Source organism: Cupriavidus numazuensis (assembly GCF_905397435.1).
In the GTDB taxonomy this organism is placed as follows: domain Bacteria; phylum Pseudomonadota; class Gammaproteobacteria; order Burkholderiales; family Burkholderiaceae; genus Cupriavidus; species Cupriavidus numazuensis.
Genome location: NZ_CAJPVI010000054.1, coordinates 1 through 21487, shown reverse-complemented (window position 1 = coordinate 21487; position 21487 = coordinate 1). Strand labels below are relative to the sequence as shown.

21 protein-coding genes and 2 pseudogenes are annotated in these 21487 nt (G+C 65.1%); 7 read left to right on the top strand and 16 right to left on the bottom strand.

The window, feature by feature from the left end:
* Positions 1-219 precede the first annotated feature (219 nt).
* Positions 220-930 (top strand): TetR/AcrR family transcriptional regulator, encoded by a 711-nt coding sequence (locus KHO41_RS32035; protein WP_211957263.1) that lies wholly within the window; start codon positions 220-222, stop codon positions 928-930.
* A 9-nt stretch (positions 931-939) separates the two neighbouring features.
* Here the strand turns inward: KHO41_RS32035 and KHO41_RS41725 are convergent, their stop codons facing one another.
* The 5 genes from KHO41_RS41725 to KHO41_RS32015 all read right to left on the bottom strand — a co-directional run bounded on the left by KHO41_RS41725 (position 940) and on the right by KHO41_RS32015 (position 6072).
* Positions 940-1074, bottom strand: a complete 135-nt coding sequence (locus KHO41_RS41725; RefSeq protein WP_280519721.1) for a hypothetical protein — start codon at positions 1072-1074, stop codon at positions 940-942.
* Positions 1075-1396: 322 nt separating this feature from the next.
* Positions 1397-2197, bottom strand: coding sequence for an ABC transporter permease subunit (locus tag KHO41_RS32030; protein WP_244874140.1), 801 nt, complete (start codon positions 2195-2197; stop codon positions 1397-1399).
* A gap of 115 nt (positions 2198-2312) precedes the next feature.
* Entirely contained in the window at positions 2313-3089 is a 777-nt protein-coding gene (locus KHO41_RS32025; protein WP_211957262.1) for a taurine ABC transporter ATP-binding protein, read from the bottom strand.
* Between the two features lie 122 nt (positions 3090-3211).
* On the bottom strand, positions 3212-4210 hold the full coding sequence (gene tauA / locus KHO41_RS32020; protein ID WP_211957261.1) for a taurine ABC transporter substrate-binding protein: 999 nt from the start codon (positions 4208-4210) through the stop codon (positions 3212-3214).
* Between the two features lie 1202 nt (positions 4211-5412).
* On the bottom strand, positions 5413-6072 hold the full coding sequence (locus tag KHO41_RS32015) for a ProQ/FinO family protein (protein WP_211957260.1): 660 nt from the start codon (positions 6070-6072) through the stop codon (positions 5413-5415).
* Between the two features lie 115 nt (positions 6073-6187).
* Here KHO41_RS32015 and KHO41_RS32010 point away from each other — a divergent pair, with 115 nt between their 5' ends.
* The gene (locus tag KHO41_RS32010; protein ID WP_376989918.1) at positions 6188-6655 is read left to right on the top strand and encodes a cupin domain-containing protein; all 468 of its coding nucleotides are present in this window, start codon (positions 6188-6190) and stop codon (positions 6653-6655) included.
* 6 nt (positions 6656-6661) lie between these two features.
* Here the strand turns inward: KHO41_RS32010 and KHO41_RS32005 are convergent, their stop codons facing one another.
* Together KHO41_RS32005 and KHO41_RS32000 are read right to left on the bottom strand one after the other, a co-directional pair.
* Positions 6662-8671 (bottom strand): acyl CoA:acetate/3-ketoacid CoA transferase, encoded by a 2010-nt coding sequence (locus KHO41_RS32005; protein WP_211957258.1) that lies wholly within the window; start codon positions 8669-8671, stop codon positions 6662-6664.
* A 58-nt stretch (positions 8672-8729) separates the two neighbouring features.
* On the bottom strand, positions 8730-9791 hold the full coding sequence (locus KHO41_RS32000; RefSeq protein ID WP_244874135.1) for a patatin-like phospholipase family protein: 1062 nt from the start codon (positions 9789-9791) through the stop codon (positions 8730-8732).
* A 210-nt stretch (positions 9792-10001) separates the two neighbouring features.
* Between KHO41_RS32000 and KHO41_RS31995 the strand changes: the two genes are divergently transcribed.
* Entirely contained in the window at positions 10002-10367 is a 366-nt protein-coding gene (locus KHO41_RS31995) for a hypothetical protein (RefSeq protein ID WP_211957257.1), read from the top strand.
* Between the two features lie 56 nt (positions 10368-10423).
* Here KHO41_RS31995 and KHO41_RS31990 read toward each other — a convergent pair whose 3' ends face one another.
* Entirely contained in the window at positions 10424-12100 is a 1677-nt protein-coding gene (locus KHO41_RS31990) for a thiamine pyrophosphate-binding protein (RefSeq protein ID WP_211957256.1), read from the bottom strand.
* Between the two features lie 307 nt (positions 12101-12407).
* Here KHO41_RS31990 and KHO41_RS31985 point away from each other — a divergent pair, with 307 nt between their 5' ends.
* The 4 genes and pseudogenes from KHO41_RS31985 to KHO41_RS31970 all read left to right on the top strand — a co-directional run bounded on the left by KHO41_RS31985 (position 12408) and on the right by KHO41_RS31970 (position 16196).
* Positions 12408-13502, top strand: coding sequence for a malate/lactate/ureidoglycolate dehydrogenase (locus KHO41_RS31985; RefSeq protein ID WP_211957255.1), 1095 nt, complete (start codon positions 12408-12410; stop codon positions 13500-13502).
* A 15-nt stretch (positions 13503-13517) separates the two neighbouring features.
* Positions 13518-14326: pseudogene (gene garL / locus KHO41_RS31980) on the top strand (2-dehydro-3-deoxyglucarate aldolase).
* 23 nt (positions 14327-14349) lie between these two features.
* A complete protein-coding gene (locus KHO41_RS31975; RefSeq protein WP_211957254.1) occupies positions 14350-15249 on the top strand; it encodes a 2-hydroxy-3-oxopropionate reductase in 900 nt (299 codons plus the stop codon).
* Between the two features lie 8 nt (positions 15250-15257).
* Positions 15258-16196, top strand: a complete 939-nt coding sequence (locus KHO41_RS31970; protein WP_211957289.1) for a LysR family transcriptional regulator — start codon at positions 15258-15260, stop codon at positions 16194-16196.
* Positions 16197-16289: 93 nt separating this feature from the next.
* Here KHO41_RS31970 and catC read toward each other — a convergent pair whose 3' ends face one another.
* From catC to KHO41_RS31930, 8 genes and pseudogenes are all read right to left on the bottom strand, one after another.
* Positions 16290-16565: a muconolactone Delta-isomerase gene (gene catC, locus KHO41_RS31965; RefSeq protein ID WP_211957253.1), complete on the bottom strand. Its 276-nt coding sequence runs from the start codon at positions 16563-16565 to the stop codon at positions 16290-16292.
* Between the two features lie 40 nt (positions 16566-16605).
* The gene (locus KHO41_RS31960) at positions 16606-16947 is read right to left on the bottom strand and encodes an EthD domain-containing protein (protein WP_211957252.1); all 342 of its coding nucleotides are present in this window, start codon (positions 16945-16947) and stop codon (positions 16606-16608) included.
* A gap of 66 nt (positions 16948-17013) precedes the next feature.
* Positions 17014-18300, bottom strand: a complete 1287-nt coding sequence (locus tag KHO41_RS31955; RefSeq protein WP_211957251.1) for an MFS transporter — start codon at positions 18298-18300, stop codon at positions 17014-17016.
* Positions 18301-18384: 84 nt separating this feature from the next.
* Positions 18385-19047: a 3-oxoacid CoA-transferase subunit B gene (locus KHO41_RS31950; RefSeq protein WP_211957250.1), complete on the bottom strand. Its 663-nt coding sequence runs from the start codon at positions 19045-19047 to the stop codon at positions 18385-18387.
* A 4-nt stretch (positions 19048-19051) separates the two neighbouring features.
* The gene (locus KHO41_RS31945) at positions 19052-19750 is read right to left on the bottom strand and encodes a 3-oxoacid CoA-transferase subunit A (protein WP_211957249.1); all 699 of its coding nucleotides are present in this window, start codon (positions 19748-19750) and stop codon (positions 19052-19054) included.
* A 126-nt stretch (positions 19751-19876) separates the two neighbouring features.
* On the bottom strand, positions 19877-20791 hold the full coding sequence (locus KHO41_RS31940) for a LysR family transcriptional regulator (protein WP_211957248.1): 915 nt from the start codon (positions 20789-20791) through the stop codon (positions 19877-19879).
* Between the two features lie 117 nt (positions 20792-20908).
* On the bottom strand, positions 20909-21310 hold the full coding sequence (locus tag KHO41_RS31935; protein ID WP_244874133.1) for an MBL fold metallo-hydrolase: 402 nt from the start codon (positions 21308-21310) through the stop codon (positions 20909-20911).
* Between the two features lie 83 nt (positions 21311-21393).
* Positions 21394-21487, bottom strand: a pseudogene (locus tag KHO41_RS31930) (IS5-like element ISCARN85 family transposase); the annotation flags it as partial.

The window sequence follows — 21487 nt, the reverse complement described above, 5'->3', positions numbered from 1 at the left end:
TTCGCTCAAGTTGTCGATGGGAAGCTTTGATTCGGTTTGGCGCTGCTTTTTTCTTGCTGTGCGGTAAAGTTATACCTGCGCTCAGAAAAAATCAACAAAAATTGAGTGTTGGTCAACTATCGTATAAAGTGGATCGACAGGCCTGCTGCGGCAGCGCCTGAGAAGGACACCGCACTTATAATGCGGCCGTCGCAACTATCACCACGCAAGGACACGTCGATGCAGCAAATTGCGGGACAGCGCCGGGTGCCGGCACGGGCCAAGGCCGAGCAGCGCATGCGCGACATCCTGCGGGTCGGGCGCGAGGTGTTTTCCGAGCTTGGCTACGAACGTGCGACCACCACCGAGATTGCACAGCGGCTTGGCATCTCCGAAGGCACGGTCTTTACGTACTTCCACAGCAAGCGTGACCTGTGTGTCCGGGTGATCCAGGACTGGTATGACGAGATCATTGCCGCGATGGAGAATGGCCTGCCGCGCGAACAGAGCACCAGGGTGCAGCTCGAGTTCTTCGTGCGCACGCACCTGCGGCTGTTCCTGATCCAGGGCACCGGGCTGTGCGCGCTGGTGCTGTCGGAAGGGCGGGCGAAGGGCCAGGGGCTCGATGAAGTGTTCGTGCCGCTGCAACGGCGCTACACGGCGCCGCTGATGGACCTGCTGGCGCGGGCCCAGGCACGCAAGGAGATTCGGACGGACCTGTCGCTGCGGCTGTTGAGGTCGGCCATCCTCGGGCCGATGGAGCACGTCCTGTGGGATGCGGTGGTCAGTGGACGCCCGGTCGACATCGACCGGACCGCGAGCGACCTGATCGCGCTGCTGTGGCCGGCGCTGCAGCCGCCCGATCTGGACGCGGTCGCGCTCAAGCAGTTCTACGGTGAGGTGGGTGCCGCGCTGGCGCGGGTCAAGCAGGCAGAACCGCCGGCGGAGTAAGGCGGCGTCTTACCACGCGGTCTGGATCATGTCCGGCAACTGCGCCCCGAAATCCTCCTTGATGGTGTCGGCCTCGCCGGCGAGGAAGAGGGTCGCCAGCGCCGCGGTCACTACTGCGATCAGGTAGACAAGTCTGGCATTCATGGCGGCTCCTTTCGGGATAGGGCTGGCACGCGTGGCTCGCGGTTGCCTTTCCTACGCACATGGCATGCCATGTCGGGAAACGGCCTACAGACGGGCGATCAGGCGTCGAAAAGCCGGGAAACTGGCGGCCTGGCGCCGACATCTGCAGCCAAAATGTTGGGTCCGCCCAGACTTTGCGTGGTTCGTGTTGTAGAGCCGGAAATGCTGGATATCCCAAAAATGCTTTCGGCGATCCCATCCGTCAATGCCAGGCGCCCGCCTGAACCGCTGCTGCGGCACAGGCGGGCGCCTTGTCTTCTTGTCGATGAAACGGCGGGCGTTCTTACATGCGGCCCTTCCAGGGCACCAGCCACGTTTCAGACTTGCGCATCAGCAGGTCGAACAGGAATGCGATCAGCCCGATCAGCAGGATGCCCATGATGACCACGTCGGTGCGCAGGAAGTTGGACGCATTGAGCACCATCTGGCCGAGGCCGGCGGTCGCTGCCACCATCTCGGCGGCAACCAGCGTGGTCCAGCCGAAGCCGATGGCGATGCGCATGCCGGTCAGGATGTCGGGCAGCGCGGCGGGCAGCACCACATGGCGGATCACCTGCCACGGCGTGGCGCCCATCGAGTAGGCCGCGTTGATCTGCTCGATCGTGACCGAACGCACACCGGCGCGGGCCGACATGGCCAGCGGCGCGAAGCAGGCCAGGTAGATCAGCAGGATCTTGGAGGTCTCGTCGATGCCGAACCAGATCACGATCAGCGGCAGGTAGGCCAGCGGCGGCAGGGGGCGGTAGAACTCGATAGGCGGATCAAAGACACCGCGGGCGATGCGCGACACGCCCATCAGCACGCCAATCGGCACCGCGGTGAGCACGGCCAGCGCGAAGGCGCCGAACACACGCACCAGGCTCGCGTGGAAGTGATCGAGCAACGGCAGGCCGCCTTGCACATTGCCGTTCCAGGCATCGAGAAAGGCCCGGATGATGGCCTCCGGCGTGGGCAGGAACAGCGGCGGCAGCCACTGGAGGTGGCTGGCTATCCACCACAGCGCCAGCAGCGTCACCACGGTTACGGTGGCGATGCGCGAGCTGGAGCCTTCACCCGGCATGCGGTAGCCGGAGACGGTGCGCATGGCGCGGCGCGGTGCAGCGGGCTGGCCAGCCGGAGCCGTGCTCCGGGCCGCGACTGCGGGGGCCGCCACGGCGGCGGCGTCGACCTGTTGGGCGGGTACGGTCATGGCTTTGTCCTCAGGGCGTGGCATGGATCAGGTCGACGATTTCTTCGCGATAGCGGATGAATTCCGGATCGGACTTGACGGCGCGCGCGTCACCGCATTCGATGTAGCGTCGCGCGAACGGCAGGTCGTAGCTATGCGCGATGCGGCCCGGCGACGGCGTCATCACGATGAGCCGCGTGGCGAGGAACAGCGCCTCTTCCACGCTGTGCGTGATGAAGAAGACGATCTTCTGCTCGCGCGCCCACAGCCGCAGGATCAGCGCCTGGATCGATTCGCGCGTGAGCGCATCCAGCGCGCCGAGCGGCTCGTCCATCAGCATTACCTCGGGGTCGTTGGCCAGCGCGCGTGCAATCCCTACGCGCTGCTGCATGCCGCCTGAGAGCTGGTAGACAGGCTTGCTGGCGACTTTCTCGAGACCGACCTGCGCCAGTTTTTCATGCGCGATGCGCAGGCGCTCGGCACGGCTCACGCCGCGCAGCCGCAGGCCGAGCGCGACGTTGTCGACCACGTTGAGCCACGGCATCAGCGCGTGCTTCTGGAACACCACGCCGCGTTCCGCGCCGGGGCCGAGCACAGGCTTGCCGTCGAGGCGGATTTCGCCTTCCGACGGCTGCATGAAGCCGGCGATGCAGGACAGCAGCGTGGTCTTGCCGCAGCCCGAGGCGCCGAGGGCAACCACGAAGTCGCCGCGTTCCATGGTCAGGTTCACTTGGGACAGGGCCAGCGTCTGCGCGCCGCCGCGGCCGCCGTAGTTGACGCTGACCTTGTCGATTTCCAGCCGGGACATGACAGTCCTCCTGAAGATTTGGGGTGTGGCTTGCCACGTCGCCGGCCGCATGGGCGGCGGGCGAGGGCAGGTGCTGCAGCGGGGCCGGGGCCGGCACCGCCGCGTGCTTCACGGAACCGCGGTTACTGCGCGGCGCGTCGGACCCATTCGGCGTTGACGCCGCCGCTGTAGTCGGGCAGCACGGTCTGGATCGTGCCTTGTTCCTTCAGGAAGACTGCTGCCGAGCGCAGGGCGCTGGCCGCGCCGCCGCCGAGCCAGCGCGGCGACGCCTGTTCCTGCAGCGTGGGGAAGCTGTACAGCGCCATGCTTGCGGGCACTTCCTCGGCCTTGGCGCCGGTGAGGCGGGCGACGGACTTGATGGGCGGGGAGTCAGGTGTCCATGCCGCCTTGTTGTTGCGGTAGTTGTCGTCCGCGGCGGCCAGCACGCGCACGAACTTGACCATGAAGTCCGGGTTCTCGCGCGCGAACTTCTTGTTGGCGATCATGCCGTCGAAGGTTGCCTTGCCGGTCTGTGCGGCGATCTGGCCCGACGTGGTCAGCACCTTGCCGGAGCGCTTGACCTTGGCCAGTACCGGATCCCAGATAAAGGTCGCGTCGATGTCGCCACGCTCCCACGCCGCGGCAACTTCCGGCGGACGCATGTTCATGATCTTGACGTCCTTCGGATTGACCTTGGCCTGCTCGAGCGCCACCAGCGTGTGGTAGTGCGTGGTCGAGACGAACGGCACGCCGACGCGCTTGCCCTTCAGGTCCGCGATGTTCGTCACCTGCGCACCATTGCGGGCTACGAATGCCTCGGCCGCGTTGATGTCGTCAAGGATCCAGAACAGCTCCACATCGAGCCCCTGCGACAGCGCCGAGGCGATGGGCGAGGAACCGGCCTCGCCAATGGCGATCTGGCCCGACGCCATCGCGCGGATCACGTCGCCGCCGCCGGTGAACTGGCGGAACGAGACCTTGTAGCCGGTCTGCTTCTCGACCTCCTTCATATCCTGCGCGTAGCGCCACGGCACCACCATGTCCTGGTAGGCGATGATGACTTCCTTGGCCTGTGCGTGGGCGGCGGGGGCCAGTACGGCCGCGAGCGCGATGCCTGCTGCCAGTTGCTTGATCCAATGCATGGTCGGACTCCTCGAGAGTTGAAACTGCTTGCATGCCGCGCGTGGGACGGCACGGTGGGTCGGCACCGGCGCAGTGCCTGCGTGTGGTGCCTAAACGAGGAGGAGAGGAAGTTGAGCAAGAGGCATGCCAGTCTCCTTGGCTGGGGTGTCGTTGCACCCTCTGTTGGATGGGGCTCCCCGCAACTGCTGGGGAGCGCCGGCACATGACGCATGGCGCGGCATGTGAGCGCCATGGTAGGGAAGGGCGTTTTGCGGGGTTAGTGCCAGTGGGGGGCTTTCGTTGGGTCCAGCCAGTGGGCTCTTGCGGGGGAGATGGTTTTTGGCGGGCGCCGATGTTTCTGCTGGCTTAGCCGGAGGGTTTTTGTGGTTGGGGGGTGTCGTTCTTGGCAGGCGCCGCGGTTTCGCCGGCGTAGCCGGCGAGTCACTTTTTGTCCGAGCGACAAAAAGTAACCAAAAAGCGCGTCGTTGCCGCTGGCCATCAATTCCACGGTGGCAGTGGTTCAAACGGCTTTGGAAGCCTGCGATGGTGGTCGGCCGTTCGACCCTGCTACGCCATGTGAGTCAGAACCTGTGCCTGGCGCGGCACGACTTTTGGACGATCCCCAAGACGGACTCGGGTACAGCGTTTCAACCAGGTCAGTGGTGGGACGCCTTCGGCTGCGCTGCGCGCGCGTCGTCGTCTGGGTGCAAGCTCATCAGCGTCGCTGGCTCTGGAGATTTTTTTCCCTTCCGCTGCTTCGCGCATGGCCATGCGCGCGGGGCATCGTCGCCGAGGCGTGGTTTGCCCTGGCCCTGTGTGCCCAGACTAGAGCTCCGCGCGTAGCGCAGCCGAAGGCGATTGCACGATGCCGTTGGCAGCAGGGGCCACGAACGCTTGCAGGGCTCGTTCAATCAGCGCCGTATTCCCGGCCACGGTGGTGCCCCACGCGGCAGGCAGCGGAAATCCCCTCTGAAGCCCATACCCGTACAACACCCCTGGCACACTACGATAAAAATTCGCCCCTTTGGGGCAACCAAAACGCGTTTTTGGTTACTTTTGTCGCTCGGACAAAAGTGACTCGCCGGCTACGCCGGCGAAACAGCCACGCCTGCCAAGAGCGCTAACGCATCTTCTTTCACAAAGAACCGCGCCGGCTACGCCGGCGAAACAGCGGCGTCGGCCAAGAACGATCACCTGCAATTCGGCAAAAGATCTTTCCGCGTTATTCCGGCTTGGTGGCTTCGTCCACGGCCGGTTGCGCGTTCGCGGATTCACCGTTGGCCGCTTCGGCCACTGCGGCCGCTTCTGCCGCAGCTTCTACCGCAGGTTCCCCCGCAGTCTGCTGCTTCGCCTTCTGCGCACGGCTCGCGCGATGTTGCTGGCCACGCTGCTGTTGCGCGCGCTTGGCGTCAGCCAGCGTCACCTGGCCAGCCGGCTGGCCCGCCAGGTCGACGCGCTCGACGCCTTCGACCATGCACGTCCAGTAGCGCGTACCGCGGCACCACGTCCGCACGGCTTCGCGCAGCATGGCTTCGTCCAGCGCCAGGGTCGATGCATGCTGGAGCAGATCCTCGAAGATACCGACCTTGAGCGGCAGCTTCGGCGCAGGGTTCTTCGGGAAGGCCAGCGGGAAGCGCTTCTGCAGCTTGCCGATCGCCTGGATCACCGGATCCACGGGCTTGGCGGGCGCAGTCGGGGCGGCAGGACGCGCGCGCTGGGGCTTGGTCGGTCGTGCGTCCTTGGCCGGTCGTGCATCCTTGGCCGGCCGGGCGTCCTTGGACTGCTTTGCCGGGCGGGCTTCCTTTGCCGGGCGCGCTTCCTTTGCTTCCTTGGCCTGCTTGGCCAGTTGTGCCTTCAGTGCTGCGAGTTGTTCGAAACCCATCTTGTCCTGCCAATTGTGAAATTTGGCGTGATTTTAGCAGTCCCGGCCCGGCCCCCGCCCGAGGGGCTTTCACGATCGCCAGCAGCGTGCCCTATGCTGCAATAGCGGCCGGGCGATGCCGCCCGCTCCGCACATGAAACCATCGAACGGTATCGAAGGAGGGCCTGTGTCGGACGATTCCCATGAGGCGCCGCAATCCGTGGTCGTAGTGCATCCCGATCGGGAGATTTCCACGATGCAGAAGCTCCCGTATTTCCTGGGCATTTCCCGGCAAACAGCCGGCGCCAGGAGCCTGTCGATGTCCATCGTGGTCGTGCCGCCCGGCGGCCACGCCGAGCCGCATATCCACCATGGCTATGAGACCGGCATCTACGTGCTCGAAGGGCGGGTGGAAACCCGCTATGGACCGGGCCTGCGCCAGTCGGTGGTGACGGAAGCTGGTGACTTCCTGTTCATTCCGCCAGGCGTGCCGCACCAGCCGTTCAACCTGAGCGAGACGGCCCCGGCCCGCGCGATCGTCGCGCGTGACAGCGCGGACGAGCGCGAGGAAGTTGAACCTTATGATCCGGAAGCCGGTGTGTAGGCAGTGTCAGCCGTCCTCCGGCTGATCCCGCAGGGACGCCTTTGCCTCGGCCTCGGTCTCGTAGACATAGGGGGCTAGCCCGCGCCGGGCGAGCGAGTCGCCAAGCTTGGCGCGCATGAAGCCGCTGGTGGTGAAGCGCGTCACGCCGATATAGAAGCGATGCACCATTTCCGCGATCATTTCGACATAGGCGTCTTCCACGCTGCGGTCAAGCACGAAGCCTTCGTAGTTGACCACGGTATAGACCTTGTGGCCCAGTGGCTCGCAGACGCGGCATACCTGTTCGCGGATCGCCGCGATGTCCTCCGCGCGCTTGACTTCCAGTTGCTCGAAGTTCAGGAACAGGATGTTCTTGTCGTCGTCGTAGTTGACGCGCGCTTCCAGCGGCAGGCGCAGCACGTCCGCGCGCAGCCCCATCGGCTCGGGGCTGAAGATCCGCGCATCCATGAGAGCCGGCGAACGCACGATCGGCGCAAAGTCCATCCTGGCGAGAATGTCGCGCTCCAGGTCTACGCCGGGCGCAATCTCAATGAGTTCCAGCCCTTGCGCAGTGAGTTCAAATACGCACCGCTCGGTGATGTACAGGACCGGCTTGTTGGCCGCTGCCGCGTGCGGTCCGGAAAACGTGCGGTGCTCCACTTCCTGGACGAACTTCCTGGCGCTGCCATCGCGGTGGATCTGGAGCTTGCCATCGGCAATCGCGATCTCGCTGCCGCCCGCCATGAAGGTGCCGACGAATACGACCTTCTTCGCGTTCTGGCTGATGTTGATAAAGCCGCCCGCGCCAGCCAGGCGCGGCCCGAACCGGGATACGTTCAGGTTGCCCATGGCATCGGCCTGCGCCAGCCCGAGGAAAGCGAGATCGAGCCCGCCGCCGTCGTAGAAGTCGAACTGATAGGGCTGGTCGATGATCGCGTCGGGATTGGTGGCCGCGCCGAAGTTCAGCCCGCCGGCAGGAATGCCGCCGATCACGCCTGGCTCGGCGGTTAGCGTCAGGAGGTCGAGGATCCGTTCCTCGTTGGCGATGCTGGCGACTCCTTCCGGCATGCCGATGCCAAGATTCACCACGCTGTTCGGCTTGAGTTCCATGGCCGCGCGCCGGGCGATGATCTTGCGCTCGCTCATGGGCATCGGCGCCACGCTGCTCACCGGCACGCGGACTTCGCCGGAGAAGGCAGGGTTGTAAGGGGTGGAAAAGGTCTGCTGGTGGTTTTCGGGTCGCGCCAGCACCACGCAGTCCACCAGCACGCCGGGAATCTTCACCTGCCGCGGATTGAGCGAGCCCCGTTCCGCAATGCGCTCCACCTGGACGATCACGAGGCCGCCGCAGTTGTGAGCGGCCATGGCGATCGCCAGCGCTTCCAGCGTCAGCGCTTCGCGCTCCATGGTGATATTGCCGTCCGGATCGGCGGTGGTGCCGCGCACGATGGCGACGTGGATCGGGAAGGCCTTGTAGAACAGATACTCCTGATCCCCGATGCGCATCAGTTCGACCAGGTCCTCGGTGGTGCGCTCGTTCAGCTTGCCGCCGCCAAAGCGCGGATCGACGAAGGTGCCGAGTCCGACGCGCGAGAGATGGCCCGGCTTGCCGGCCGCGATATCGCGGAACAGATGGGTGATCACGCCTTGCGGCAGGTTGTAGGCTTCGATCTGGTTGCCGACCGCGAGCTGCTGCAGCTTCGGCACCAGGCCCCAGTGTCCGCCGATCACCCGCTTCACCAGGCCGGGCAGCGCGAGATGGTTCAGGCCCCGTTCCTTGCCGTCGCCCTGTCCGGCGGCGTAGACCAGGGTCAGGTTGCGGGGCTTTGTCAGGCCGACCGGCGATTCGTCTTCCTGCGCCAGGCAGAGTTCCTCGATGGCGATGGCAATTTCTTCCGCAAAGCCGATGCCGACGAAGCCGCCGGTCGCCACGGTATCGCCGTCGCGGATCAGGCGCACGGCTTCGCGTGCCGAGACCAGTTTGCCGTTCTCGCGCGAGTGGACGGCCAGACGAATCGCGCTTGCTTGCGTGCTCATGTTGGTTACCTTGGCAGTGGTGGATGTAGAGCGCCGGCTGCGCCGACGTGAGCGCTCGTCAAAGGAACTCTTCGCGCAGATCGACGCTGCAGCGTTCGCCGATCGCGCTGTAGTTCTGCGCCAGCCAGTGTTCGGCCTCATTGCGTCCCTGGTCGCGCAGGTGGCAGAGAAAGTCCCAGTCCGCATTGAGCTTGCTGGAGACACCGAGCGCCGCCATGGTCTTGTCCGAGCGGATCGCGTGGATCAGCATCTCCTTCATATCGGCCCGGTCGACCTTGCCTTCCTGGATCAGCGTGGTGACGAAGCTGATCGCGCGGAGTTCGCGGATCAACGAAGAGTTGAAGCTGACCTCATTGATGCGGTTGAGAATCTCCGCTGTGGTTTTCGGCACGCCCTTGCGAACGATCGGATTGATATGGACGATCACTACATCGCGCGTGGTGCAGTGGTAGATCAGCGGAAAGATCGCCGGGTTGCCGACATAGCCGCCGTCCCAGTAGTGCTGGCCGTCGATCTCCACGGCCTGGAACAGCGATGGCAGGCAGGCCGAGGCCAATACGGCTTTCAGGCTGATTTCCTCGCGCGAAAACAGGCGAACCTTGCCGGTCTCGACATTGGTGGCGCACAGGAACAGCTGGACCGGGCAATCGTGGCGCAGCGCGTCAAAATCGACATGGCGGGCCAGGACGTCGCTCAGGGGGTTGAGGTTGAGCGGATTGAACTGGTAGGGCGAGAGCACGCGCAGCAGCAGGTCCGTCATCACGTACATCGGCGAGTTGTCGAGCCCGTAGCCGCCACGCATCCAGATTTCCCATGGCAGTTTGCGGAACGGGCTGTAGAGCCGTGCGGTGCTGGAAACGTCTTGCCAGAACCGGTGCAGCGCCATGCGGGCGCCGGGCGGCCCGTCCTTTAGCAAGCCGTAGGCGAGAACCGCGGCATTCATTGCGCCCGCACTGGTGGCGCTCACGCCTTCGATGGCGAGCCGATCATCCTCCAGCAGGCGGTCCAGCACGCCCCAGGCGAAAGCGCCATGGGAACCCCCGCCTTGCAAGGCGAGCGTGATGCGCTTCACGGGGCCCTTGGCGTCGCCTGCATCGCGCGTTCCCGGGGTGGCAGACATGTCGCGTCCCTCCAGTGCTGGATCCAGCCGCCGCCCCTCGCGGTCTCAAGCGTCGGGCTCTTGACGAGAATAGACTCTGCCGTCGCTTGCGAACGGTGCGAAGTATGGGGGATCGTGCCAATCCCTCGTGCGCTGTGTTGAGTGCTGCACTTTTTTCGGCGAGCCGTGCGGTATATTCCGGGCTTCGACAACATCGCTCAAGCAGAAGGCATGGCCAAGAAATCGATTCGGGTAGCGCACGTCGGGGTACCCGGTGACCTGAGTGTCCTGAAACTGAAGGGCCATCTGAAGTCCGCGCTGGCTGAAGTGGCGGAAGGTACGAGCGAGGAAGAGATCCTGCTGGTCAAGGTACTGGTGCCACGGCCACTGGGCCTGCGGGCCGGCGAAAAGCTGTTCGACAAGGTCTTGCAAGGGATCGTCGACAAGGATCCGCGCGTGTCTCGCGTATCAGTGGAGTTTGTCGACGGTGGGGTGACGCCCGAGAAGATCGCGGAAAGCGAGGCGCGCACGCAGAAGGAAATCGACGCGTACGGGCATTTGCTGCAGGAGTCGACGGACGACGAACAGCCTGGCTGACCGTGTTGTGGCCGGGACCGTGACCTGCGTGGTCAGGTTGCCCGGCTCGATATTCCTTATTGCGGCAAATCACTGACCCGCATCGCCGGCGTAATCTGCAGCGGGTCCGTCACCAGTTCCAGCACGGCTGGCTTGCCCGCCTGCCGGGCACGCTCGAATGCCGCCGCAAAATCTTCCGTCCGTTCCACGCGCTCGGCCCAGGCACCGCACGACGTTGCCATGGCCACGAAATCCGGGTTGACGATGGTCGTGCCGCTCTGGCGGCCCGGGTAGCGGCGTTCCTGGTGCATCCGGATGGTGCCGTACATGCCGTTGTTCACCACGATCACGACCAGGTTCACGCCATGCGCGGCGGCCGTGGCGATTTCCTGCGGGTACATCAGGAAGCAGCCGTCGCCGGCCAGGCAGACCACGGTCTTTTCCGGATGGCGCAGCTTGGCCGCGATGGCCGCTGGCAAGCCATAGCCCATCGCGCCGCAGGTCGGCGCCAGTTGCGTGCGTGACTGTTTGTAGGCGTAGAAGCGGTGCAGCCAGACCGCGTAGTTGCCAGCGCCGTTTGTCACGACGGCATCCTCGGGCAGGACCTGGCTCAGGTGCGACATCGCCGCGATCATATCCACGCCCGCCAGTTCGGCATGGGGCTTCGGTGGCGCGACGAACGCCTCATGGTCGGCACGCGCGCCGGCGGTCCAGTCCTTCCATGGCAGGACAGCCGGCGCGGGCAGGGCGGCCAGCATCGCGGCGGCGGGCGCCACGCCCGCGTGGATCGGCAGCGCAGCCTGATACACACGCCCCAGTTCCGCGCTGTCCGCATGGATGTGCACAAGCTTCTGCGTCGGCACCGGTACCTGCAACATCGTGTAGCCGTCCGTTGCGATATCGCCAAGCCGCGTGCCGACCGCCACGATCAGGTCGGCCGTCTTCACGCGCTCAGCCAGCTTCGGGTTCACGCCCAGGCTCAGGTGGCCGACGTAGTGCGGATCGCGGTTGTCGATCACGTCCTGGCGGCGGAACGCACAAGCCACCGGCAGATCCCACGCCGTGACGAACGCGGCAAAGTCGCTGGTCGCTTGCTCGGTCCAGTTCGCGCCGCCGGCGATGACCAGCGGACGCTGCGCGGCGCGCAGGGCAGTGGCCAGTGCTTCGGCATCTTCGGCACGCGCTGCGGCGGCAACCGGCCGGTACGGCGCGGCATCGGCGCATTCCACGAGGCCGTCGAGCACGTCTTCGGGCAGCGCCAGCACCACGGGGCCGGGCCGGCCCGATGTGGCGACCTGGAACGCACGCGCCACCATCTCCGGAATCCGTGCCGGATCGTCGATCTCGGCTGCCCACTTGGCCATGGAGCCAAACACGGCGGCGTAATCCACTTCCTGGAACGCCTCCCGGCCCTTGTGCTCGCGCGCGATCTGGCCCACGAACAGGATCATCGGCGTGGAGTCCTGCTGGGCGATATGCACGCCGATACTGCCATGCGTGGCGCCCGGTCCGCGCGTCACGAAGCAGATGCCGGGGCGACCCGTCAGCTTGCCGTCGGCCTCGGCCATGTTCGCGGCCGCGCCCTCGTGCTTGCAGACGACGAGGTCGATGGCGGGCTGGTCGTGCAGTGCGTCCAGCACGTCGAGAAAGCTCTCTCCCGGCACACAGAAGATGCGCTCCGTGCCGTGGATGCGCAGTTGATCGACAAGAACGCGGCCGCCGGTGCGGGCAGCCTGGGCAGGAGTGGAGGTCATGGCGAGGTCTGGTCGGGTGAATGTCTGCAATTGTTCCGTTTGACGCGCGGGGTCGTGCGGCCTATCGTGCATTTCTGTTATGCGTTTTCTGCAAGTCAGTCGGGCGGCTGTCCGTGTAGATTTGCTGGGTGGGCTTCGCGTGGAACCGCGCAGCCTGCCAAGGGTTTTCTGCCGGAAGCCTTCACGCGAAGCCATAACGATACCGCAATGGCGCACCCGAATATTTGCGTGAACAGGAGACAAAGGATGCATTTTTCACATCTCGGGATGCGGCCGGTACTGGCCGCGCCTGGTACCCGGAGCCAGCATGAGTGATCACCGAATTCCCACCGCCGGCCTGCATCGATGGGTGATCGACCTGTGGCTGGCGGCCGGGTCCGATGAACGCGAGGCCGCGCTGACCGCCGATCATCTGGTGGGCGCCAACCTGTCAGGCCACGATTCCCATGGCGTGGGGATGATTCCCAAGTATGTGATGTCGTGGCAGGCCGACCAACTGCAACTGAACCAGCAGGTCAGCGTGGTGCACGAGTCGGGCGGCATCCTGAGTCTCGACGGCAACCGCGGCATGGGCCAGGCCGTGACCGAGCAGGCCATGCGGCTCGGCATCGAACGCGCGCGGGAACATGGCGTATGCGTGCTGGGGCTGCGCCGTTCGCACCATCTGGGCCGCGTGGGCCATTGGGCGGAGCAGGCCACCGCCGCGGGCATGATCTCGATTCACTTCGTGAACGTGCTGTCCAAGCCGATCGTCGCGCCGCATGGCGGCTACGATCCGCGCTTCGGCACCAATCCGTTCACGATCGGCGTGCCGGTGCCCGGCCAGCCACCGCTGGTGCTGGACTTTGCCACCAGCGCCATTGCGCTGGGCAAGGTACGCGTGGCCAACAACAAGGGCGTGCCTGTGCCGCCGGGCTGCCTGATGGACCCGAACGGTTATCCCACCGCCGATCCCGGCGTCATGTTCCCGCCCCCGGGTATGCCGCAAGGCGCGCTGCGCACATTTGGCGAGCACAAGGGCTATGTGCTGGCCGTGATGTGCGAGCTGCTGGGCGCGGCCGTGACGGGCGGCCACACGATCCGGCCGGAAACGCTCACGCACGAGCACGCGGTCTGGAACAACATGCTGGCGATCATCTTCGATCCGGCGCGGCTTGGCAGCAGCACCACATTCGGCCACGAAGTCGAAGCGTTCGTCGAATGGATGAAGGCTTCGCGGCTGCAGCCAGGCAATGACGCCATCCGGCTGCCCGGCGACCCCGAGCGCGCATGGCGCCAGGCCCGTGCTGAATTCATCCCTGTGGACAGTGGCACGCTCTCCCAGCTCGACGATGCCGCCGCGCGCGTGTTGCAGGCGCGCGGCAAGTCACCCGGTCCGCTTTCCGCCCTCGCGGTCGACTGAACAGGAGTCACGACGATGACCACCGCCTCCACTACCTCCACCACCCCGCATCTGCCCCAGATCCATCCGCTGCCCAACCGGTTTCGTGCCGACATCCTGGCGCGCAAGCGCCTGATCGGCTTGTGGAGTTCGCTGGGCCAGCCCGTGACCAGCGAGATCATTGGCCTGGCCGGCTTCGACTGGCTGCTGCTCGACGGCGAACATTCGCCCAACGACGTGCTGACGTTTGCGCCGCAGCTGATGGCGCTCAAGGACAGCGTCAGCGCGCCCGTGGTGCGGCCGCCGTGGAATGACCCCGTCATGATCAAGCGGCTGCTTGATATCGGCTTCTATAACTTCCTGATCCCGTTCGTGGAATCGGCCGAAGAAGCACGCCGCGCGGTGCGCGCCACGCGCTATCCGCCGGACGGCATTCGTGGCGTGTCGGGCGTGCAGCGACAGAACCGCTTCGGCACGCTGCCCGATTTCTTCAAGACCATCAACGACAATATCTGCGTGCTGGTGCAGATCGAAAGCCGCAAGGGCGTGGAGGCCGTTGCCGAGATCTGCGCGGAACCGGGCGTCGATGGCATCTTCATCGGCCCGAATGACCTGGCCGCCGCCTATGGTCACCTTGGCAACCCGAACCACCCCGATGTGCAGGCGGCCGTGCGGCAGATCTGCGATGCGGCCACCACGCCGGCAAGGCCATCGGCACCCTGACGCCCGTGGAAGCCGATGCGCGCCGCTACCTCGACATGGGGGCGCATTTCGTGGCTGTCGGCCTCGACCACGTACTGTTGCGCGATGCGGCGCGCGCGCTGCGCGAGCGCTTCGCGTCCTGACACGACTTCAACCGGACACAGACATGAGCAAGATCGGATTCATCGGACTCGGTGTCATGGGCAAGCCCATGGCGGAACACCTGCAGGCAGGCGGCCATACCGTCTACGCCCACACGCGCAGCGGCGTGCCACAGGATCTGCTCGACAAGGGCATGCAGTCCTGTGCCAGTGCCACCGAGGTGGCGCAGCAGGCGGAAGTCATTTTCCTGATGCTCCCGGACACGCCCGACGTGGCCCGCGTGCTGTTCGACAAGAACGGCGTGGCGGAAGGCCTGAGCCAGGGCAAGATCGTCGTGGACATGAGCTCGATCTCGCCGATCGAGACTCGCGAATTTGCGGCGAAGATCGAGAAGCTGGGCTGTGACTATGTGGATGCGCCGGTGTCCGGCGGGGAAGTGGGTGCCAAGGCCGCCACGCTGTCGATCATGGCCGGCGGCAAACAGGATGTGTTCGACAAGGTCCTGCCTATGCTGCAGCTGATGGGCAAGAACATCACGCTGGTGGGCAATGCCGGTGACGGGCAGGTGGCCAAGGTGGCCAACCAGGTGATCGTGGCGCTGACGATCGAGGCCGTCAGCGAGGCACTGGTGCTGGCCGCCAAGGCCGGCGCTGATCCGGCACGCGTGCGCCAGGCCCTGATGGGCGGCTTTGCGAGCTCCAAGATCCTGGAAGTCCACGGCGAACGGATGATCCAGCGCACGTTCAACCCGGGCTTCCGCATCGAACTGCACCAGAAGGACCTGAACCTGGCGCTGTCGACGGCAAAGCAGCTTGGGCTGGGCTTGCCGAACACGGCATCGACCCAGCAACTGTTCAACGTCTGCGTAGCACAGGGCGGGGCTGGCTGGGATCATTCAGGGCTGGTGAAGGCGATCGAGCATCTGTCGTGCTTCGCCATTGGCGATACGCCGAAAAAGGCCTGATGTCGGCGATGACTTCCGCGCTGAATTCCGACGATCTGGCGTGCTTTGTCTGCGTGGCCAACGCGCAGAGCATTTCGCGCGCCGCGCTGGAGCTCGGTGCGGACCAGTCGACGGTGAGCCGCCAGATCGCGCGGTTGGAAACCGCACTCGATACGCGGCTGTTCCATCGCAGCGGACGCGGCGTGGTGCTGACCGAAGCGGGCAGTACGCTGCTCGGCTATGCGCGACAGGTGGCGACCACGCTGACCGAGGCACGCGATGCCGTGCGCGCTTCGGCCGCGCAAGGTCCGGCGCAACTGGTCATCGCCGCGCAGCCCACCATCGCCAATACGGCGTTTGCGGCGATCGGCACCGCGCTCAAGGCGCGTTTTCCGGCGACGAAACTGCGTTTCGTGGAAGGGCTGGCCAGTCCGGTGCTGGCGTGGCTGGCGGCGGGCGAGATCGACGTAGCCTTGCTTTACCTGCCGGAACAGCAGGGCGCACTGAAGGTGGATGTCCTGCTGGAAGAAGATCTGACGCTGGTCACGCCGACATCGTGGAGCCATCTGGGGCCGACGTTTCCGGCGCGGCGCCTTGGCGAGATTCCGCTGATCCTGCCGAGCACCGCCAACGGCCTGCGCGTGCTGGCCGAATCGCTCGCCACGCGCGTCGGCACCACGCTGAACATGGCAATGGAATGCGATGCGTCGAATACGGTGGCAATGCGGCTTGTGGAAGACGGCTGCGGCGCCACGTTGCTGCCGTTCGCCGCGGTGGCCGATCGCGTGGCCCAGGGGCGGCTGCACTCGGCGCGCGTGGTCGATCCTGTCATCACGCGTCAGGTGGCACTGACAACGGCGCGCAATCGTGCGGTCGTGCCGGAGCTGTGGGACATCATGCAGACCGTGCGGCAGTCGGTGCGCAGTATCGTGATGTCGGGGGCGTGGCCGGGGGCGCGGCTGATCTAGGGAAAGGCGCACCGCTTCTGGCAGTCTGGGGTCCAGCCAGCACGATGCCACGGTTGCATGGCATCGTGCCGCGTATTGCCTCGCTGTGCGCGATCAGATTGCTGAAGGATGACGCGCTAATGGCGTGACCTGAATGTTCATGTACGGGAACAGCGGCAACGACGACAGCAGTTCGTGAAGCTCGTCATGGCTGTCGACGTCCAATATGCTGATATTCGCATAGCGCCCGGCCACGCGCCACAGGTGCGGCCACTTTCCGGCTTTCTGGATCTCCACGGCGCGCGCCTTCTCGGCGGCCTTGATGGCCTCGGCGCGCTCTGCCGGCAGGGAATCCGGGATATTCACTTCCATCTGTACGCAGTAAAGCATGGGGTCTCCTTTGTGTTGGTTGTCCTGTGCATCCAAACGCTCAGCTTGCCGTGTCGTCGCCAGCGACCGGCGCGGTACGGAAGGGCTTGAGCTGGCCGATGAAGGTCTTGCCGTGCTCGAACCAGGCCTTGCGGATGTCCGAGGCCATGTACGCCGCATAGGCGGCGTCATCCTTGAACCAGCATTCGCCGATAGCATCGACATGGCCGATATCAAAGAAGGGCACGTGAGTGTCAGTGGGCTGCTCGGCGACGAGCCGGACTTCATACTCGTGCAGGCCCGGCACCTCGTGCGACATCTCGTAGTGGCGCAGGCACTCCGCGCGGAACGTCTCGTCGGACATGCCGGCTGGTTTGACCAGCAGGTATAGCAAGCGAATCATGTTGGCTCCTCTTGTCGATGTGTTGGTGTTCGTTTGTATCAGCCGCCGGTGCTGGCGCGGCGCCATTCAGGATCGAGCGCTTGCCGGCTGGGCCAGCGGTGCGGCGGGGGAGTGTGCATCGGCTTCGCCGATGTTCTCGATGGCAATGCCGCGCGTCTCCGGCAGCAGCATGATGCCGAATACCGCAAAGGCGTAAGCGACCAGGCAGAACGTGCCCATGGCGTTGGCCAGGCCGATATGCGTAGACAGCACGCCGACGCCGACGACAGACCCCGCACCTATCGACTTGCCGACGTTGTACGCGAATCCCATGCAAGTGGTGCGCACATGGGTAGGGAAAAGTTCGCTGAGGAAAGGGCCCAGCGCGGCGAACATGCCGATGGCGGAGAAGCCGACCAGGAAGCCGAGAATTGCCGTCAGCGTGGAGTTCAGCGGCAGAAGCATATAGCTCACCGTGACGATCCATGCGCAGACGGACAGCAGGATCAGCGTGGGGCGCCTTCCGATGCGATCCGAAAGATCTGCGGTCACCGCGAAGCCGCAGAACGAGCCGAAGGCCATGATGAATACGGTGACGATCATCGAGCTGGCCGCGACCTGCCGCTGGTTCAGCAGTGACGGCAGCCAGACCAGGATGGCGTAGCAGCCGGCCTGCAGGCCGATAACCAGCACGCTGGACAGCGTCAGCGTGCGTGCGTACCTGCGATTGAACACCGAGGCCAGCGAGGCGCGCGGGGCGCGGCTCTGGCGTGCCCGCTCGAACATCGAAGAGTCTTTGACATGGCGCCGGATGAACAACACGATCAGCGCGGGAATGATGCCGCTCCAGAACGCCACCCGCCACGCCATTTCCTTGGGCAGCCAGGCCAGCAGCAACGTGGCGACCACGACCGCCAGCGCCCAGCCGAGCGCGAAGCCGGACTGCACGAAGCCGATGGCCTTGCCGCGATGCCTGGGGTCGATGACTTCTGCCATCAACGCGGCCCCGACCGCCCATTCGCCGCCGAAGCCAAGGCCCTGCAGCGTACGCGCAATCAGCAGCTGTTGATAGGACTGGGCGAAGCCGGCCAGCACGCCGAACAGCGTAAACCAGATGATTGCCAGCACCAGGATGCGCGCGCGGCCGTAACGGTCGCTGAGGATGCCGGCGCCCCATCCGCCAATCGCGGTGACGACCAGCGCAACGGTGCCGAGTACGCCTACCTCGGCCTTGGTCAGGCCCCATGTGAGCGTGAGGGCCGGCAGCAGGAAGCTGAACATCTGCATGTCGAACGAATCCAGCGCCCAGCCGGAGTAGCAGGCCCAGAATGTCTTTTTCTGCTGGGGCGATCCAGCCTTGTACCAAGCAAACATGGTTGTCTCCTGAGTAAGTCTTTTTCGTTGTCAAAGCGGAACCGGCGTCCGAATGAACCGACCCACTGGCCCCGGCATTGGCGGCTAGGCAAGCTCGGCCGTCGCCAGGGTGGTGAAATCAAGCGCCACGTCCGTAACCGACTGCAGTGCCTGTGGGGACATATCGCCGATGATCTCGATGACGGCCACGCCCCGCGGGCCGATGGCGAAGGTGCCAAGCTCGGTGTAGACGCGGCTGACGCATGCCAGCCCGGTCAGCGGATAACTGCACTGGCGGCGCAGCTTGCTGGCGCCATCGCGGGTCATGTGATCCATCATGACGAACACGCGTCGGGCGCCGATCGCGAGGTCCATGGCGCCGCCCACCGCGGGAATGGCATCGGGGTCTCCGGTGTGCCAGTTGGCCAGGTCACCGTGCCCGGACACCTGGAACGCGCCCAGCACGCAGATGTCGAGATGGCCGCCGCGCATCATGCCGAAGGCGTCCGCGTGGTGGAAGAACGCCGCGCCTTTTTCCAGCCGGATCGGCTCCTTGCCCGCATTGATCAGATCCGGGTCTTCCTGCCCGGGCTCGGCGGCCGACCACTGGCCCAACACGCCGTTTTCACTGTGCAGGATGACTTCACGATGCCGCGGCAGATGATTGGCGACCAGCGTCGGCAGGCCGATGCCGAGGTTCACATACGATCCGTTCGGGATATCCCGCGCCACGCGCGCGGCCAGCAAGTTTTTTGCGACTTGGTCCATGGTTTCAGCTCGCGTGCATGGGGTTTGCCTGCATGGCAGCGCTGTCGCGCAGCACCACGCGGCTGACGAAGATACCGGGTGTTACGACGGCTTCCGGGTCGAGTTCGCCCAGTTCGCAGACGCGTGCCACCGCGGCAACGGTCTGGCTGGCAGCCATCGCCATTACGGGGGCGAAGTTGCGCGCGGTCTTGTTGTAGACGAGATTGCCCCAGCGGTCGGCAGCGGCTGCGTTGATCAGTGCGACGTCGACATGGAGCGGGTACTCCAGCACGTAGCCGCGTTCGTTGATCACGCGCGTCTCCTTGCCTTCCGCGAGCAACGTGCCGTAGCCAGTGGGGGTGTAGAAGGCACCGATGCCGCTGCCCGCGGCGCGCAGGCGTTCGGCCAGCGTGCCCTGTGGAACGACCTCCAGCTCGATCTTCCCGGCGCGGTACAGGGCTTCGAATACGTGGGCGTCGCGCTGGCGTGGAAACGAACACACCAGCTTGCGAACGCGGCGCGCCTTGAGCAGCGCCGCGAGTCCGGTTTCACCGTTGCCGGCGTTGTTGCTGACGACGGTAAGGTCCGTTGCGCCGTGTTCGATCAGTGCATCGATCAGTTCGTCGGGCATGCCCGCGCCACCGAATCCGCCGATCGCGACGGTGGCGCCGTCCGGCACCTCGTTCACGGCGTCGCGCGCTGTCCCATAGAGCTTGTCAATCATGTCTCGCCTTCGTGGTTGTCTGGCGAAACAAGGTTGCCACGCTGCCCGGCGGTTCACAATTTCGACTTCCGCAAGCGCCCTTAGCGTTGGCTTAAGTCAGCCGGCGCAGGACCGGCACGCCGTGGACTAGCGTCTTTCCGCGTCGGGCGCGTAGTGGCCGATCAGCAGGTTGGCGAATTCGCGCGCAAAGCTGGACAGGCCGTCCAGATCGCGCGCACAGACCTGGAACGTGCGCACGGCCCAGTCATCGCGCAGGTTGCACGCGCCGATCTGCTGCTGGCCTTTCAGGCGCACGAAGGCTGCCTTGGGCATGATGGCAACGCCGGCGCCCGCGGCCACCATGCGGCAGATGGCGTCGTAGCTTGCGACATGCACGCGGATGGTCATGGGTTTGTGCAACGCGCCGGCCGCGCGCGTCATAAACATCTGGAAGGCGCTGCCTTCGAGCAACGCGACGAAGGCGTGGTCAAGGACCTGCCCGAACCACACGTCCTGCTCGGCCAGCAGCGGGTGGCCCAGTGGTGCGACCACGATCAGCGAGCTATTGACGAACGGTACCGACTGCAGCCCCGAGGTAGGGATGTTGCCCGAGATGATGCCGAGATCCGTGCCGCCTTCGCGCACCAGACGCACGATATCGTCGCTGAGCCGCTCGCGCACTTCGATGCGGACATCGGGATGGGTGGCGAGGTAGTCGCCGATGACCGGCGGCAGGTATTCCGTGATGGCCGTGGTGTTGGCCACCAGCTTGAGTTGCCCGCTGAGGCCCGTGGTGAACGGTTGCAGGTTGCCGGTCAGGCGTTCCAGTTCGGCCAGCACCACCCGCGCGTGCTGCAGGTAGACCTCGCCGGCGGCGGTCAGCGTCACGCCCTGCGGCGAGCGTTCCAGCAAGCGCAAGCCCAGCGTATCTTCGAGGTTCTTGATCCGGTTGCTGACGGCCGGCACGGACAGGAACGATCGCTCGGCACCGCGGGTCAGGCTGCGCGTTTCTGCCACGTTGACGAACAGGCGGAAATCGGTGATGTCAAAGGGGACCGGCATTCTGCGAACTCTCGCGGCAAACTCGCTGGGCCACGACGGTAACCGCGTAACCGTCGAATCGCAGCCGGCTGCCTGTGCCGCGCGGCTGCATCGAAAACGGCGGCAGGCACGCGGTGCTTACCACGTGGCCGGCTCGAAGCGGAAGCCAGTGCCCTGGCGCCTGACGTAGCCGCAATAGGGCTCACCGAAGTGCACCGGCAGGATCAGCGCGCCACTGTCGGCTGCCTGGTTGAGGAGGGCGAGCCGCGTGCTGCGCGCCAGGTCCGGGCGTATGCAGTAGCCGGAATTCACATCGGGGCGCACGATCTGCAGCGGGCTATGCAGAATGTCGCCGCAGAAGATTGCCTCCTCGCCGCGGGAGCGTACACGGAACGCGACCTGGCCGGGGCTGTGGCCTGCCGCGGCTTCGACCTGCAGGCAACCGGCAATTTCCTGCCCGGGCATCATCATCTGCGCCAGGCCTTCGTTGACGACCGGCATCACGCTGTCGAAGAAGGACTCGCCGAATACGTCGACCACGCCCGGCTCCTTGTTGCGTCCTTCTTCGCAGAAGACGAAGTCGTCCCGGGGAATGTAGTAGCGCGCGTTAGGGCCTGTTCACACTATCTGAGCCCGTCGACGATGAGCGCAAAATTGATGAAGGCGATGAACATCACGTCCAGCTTGTCGAACCGGGAGAAGATGCGACGAAAGCCT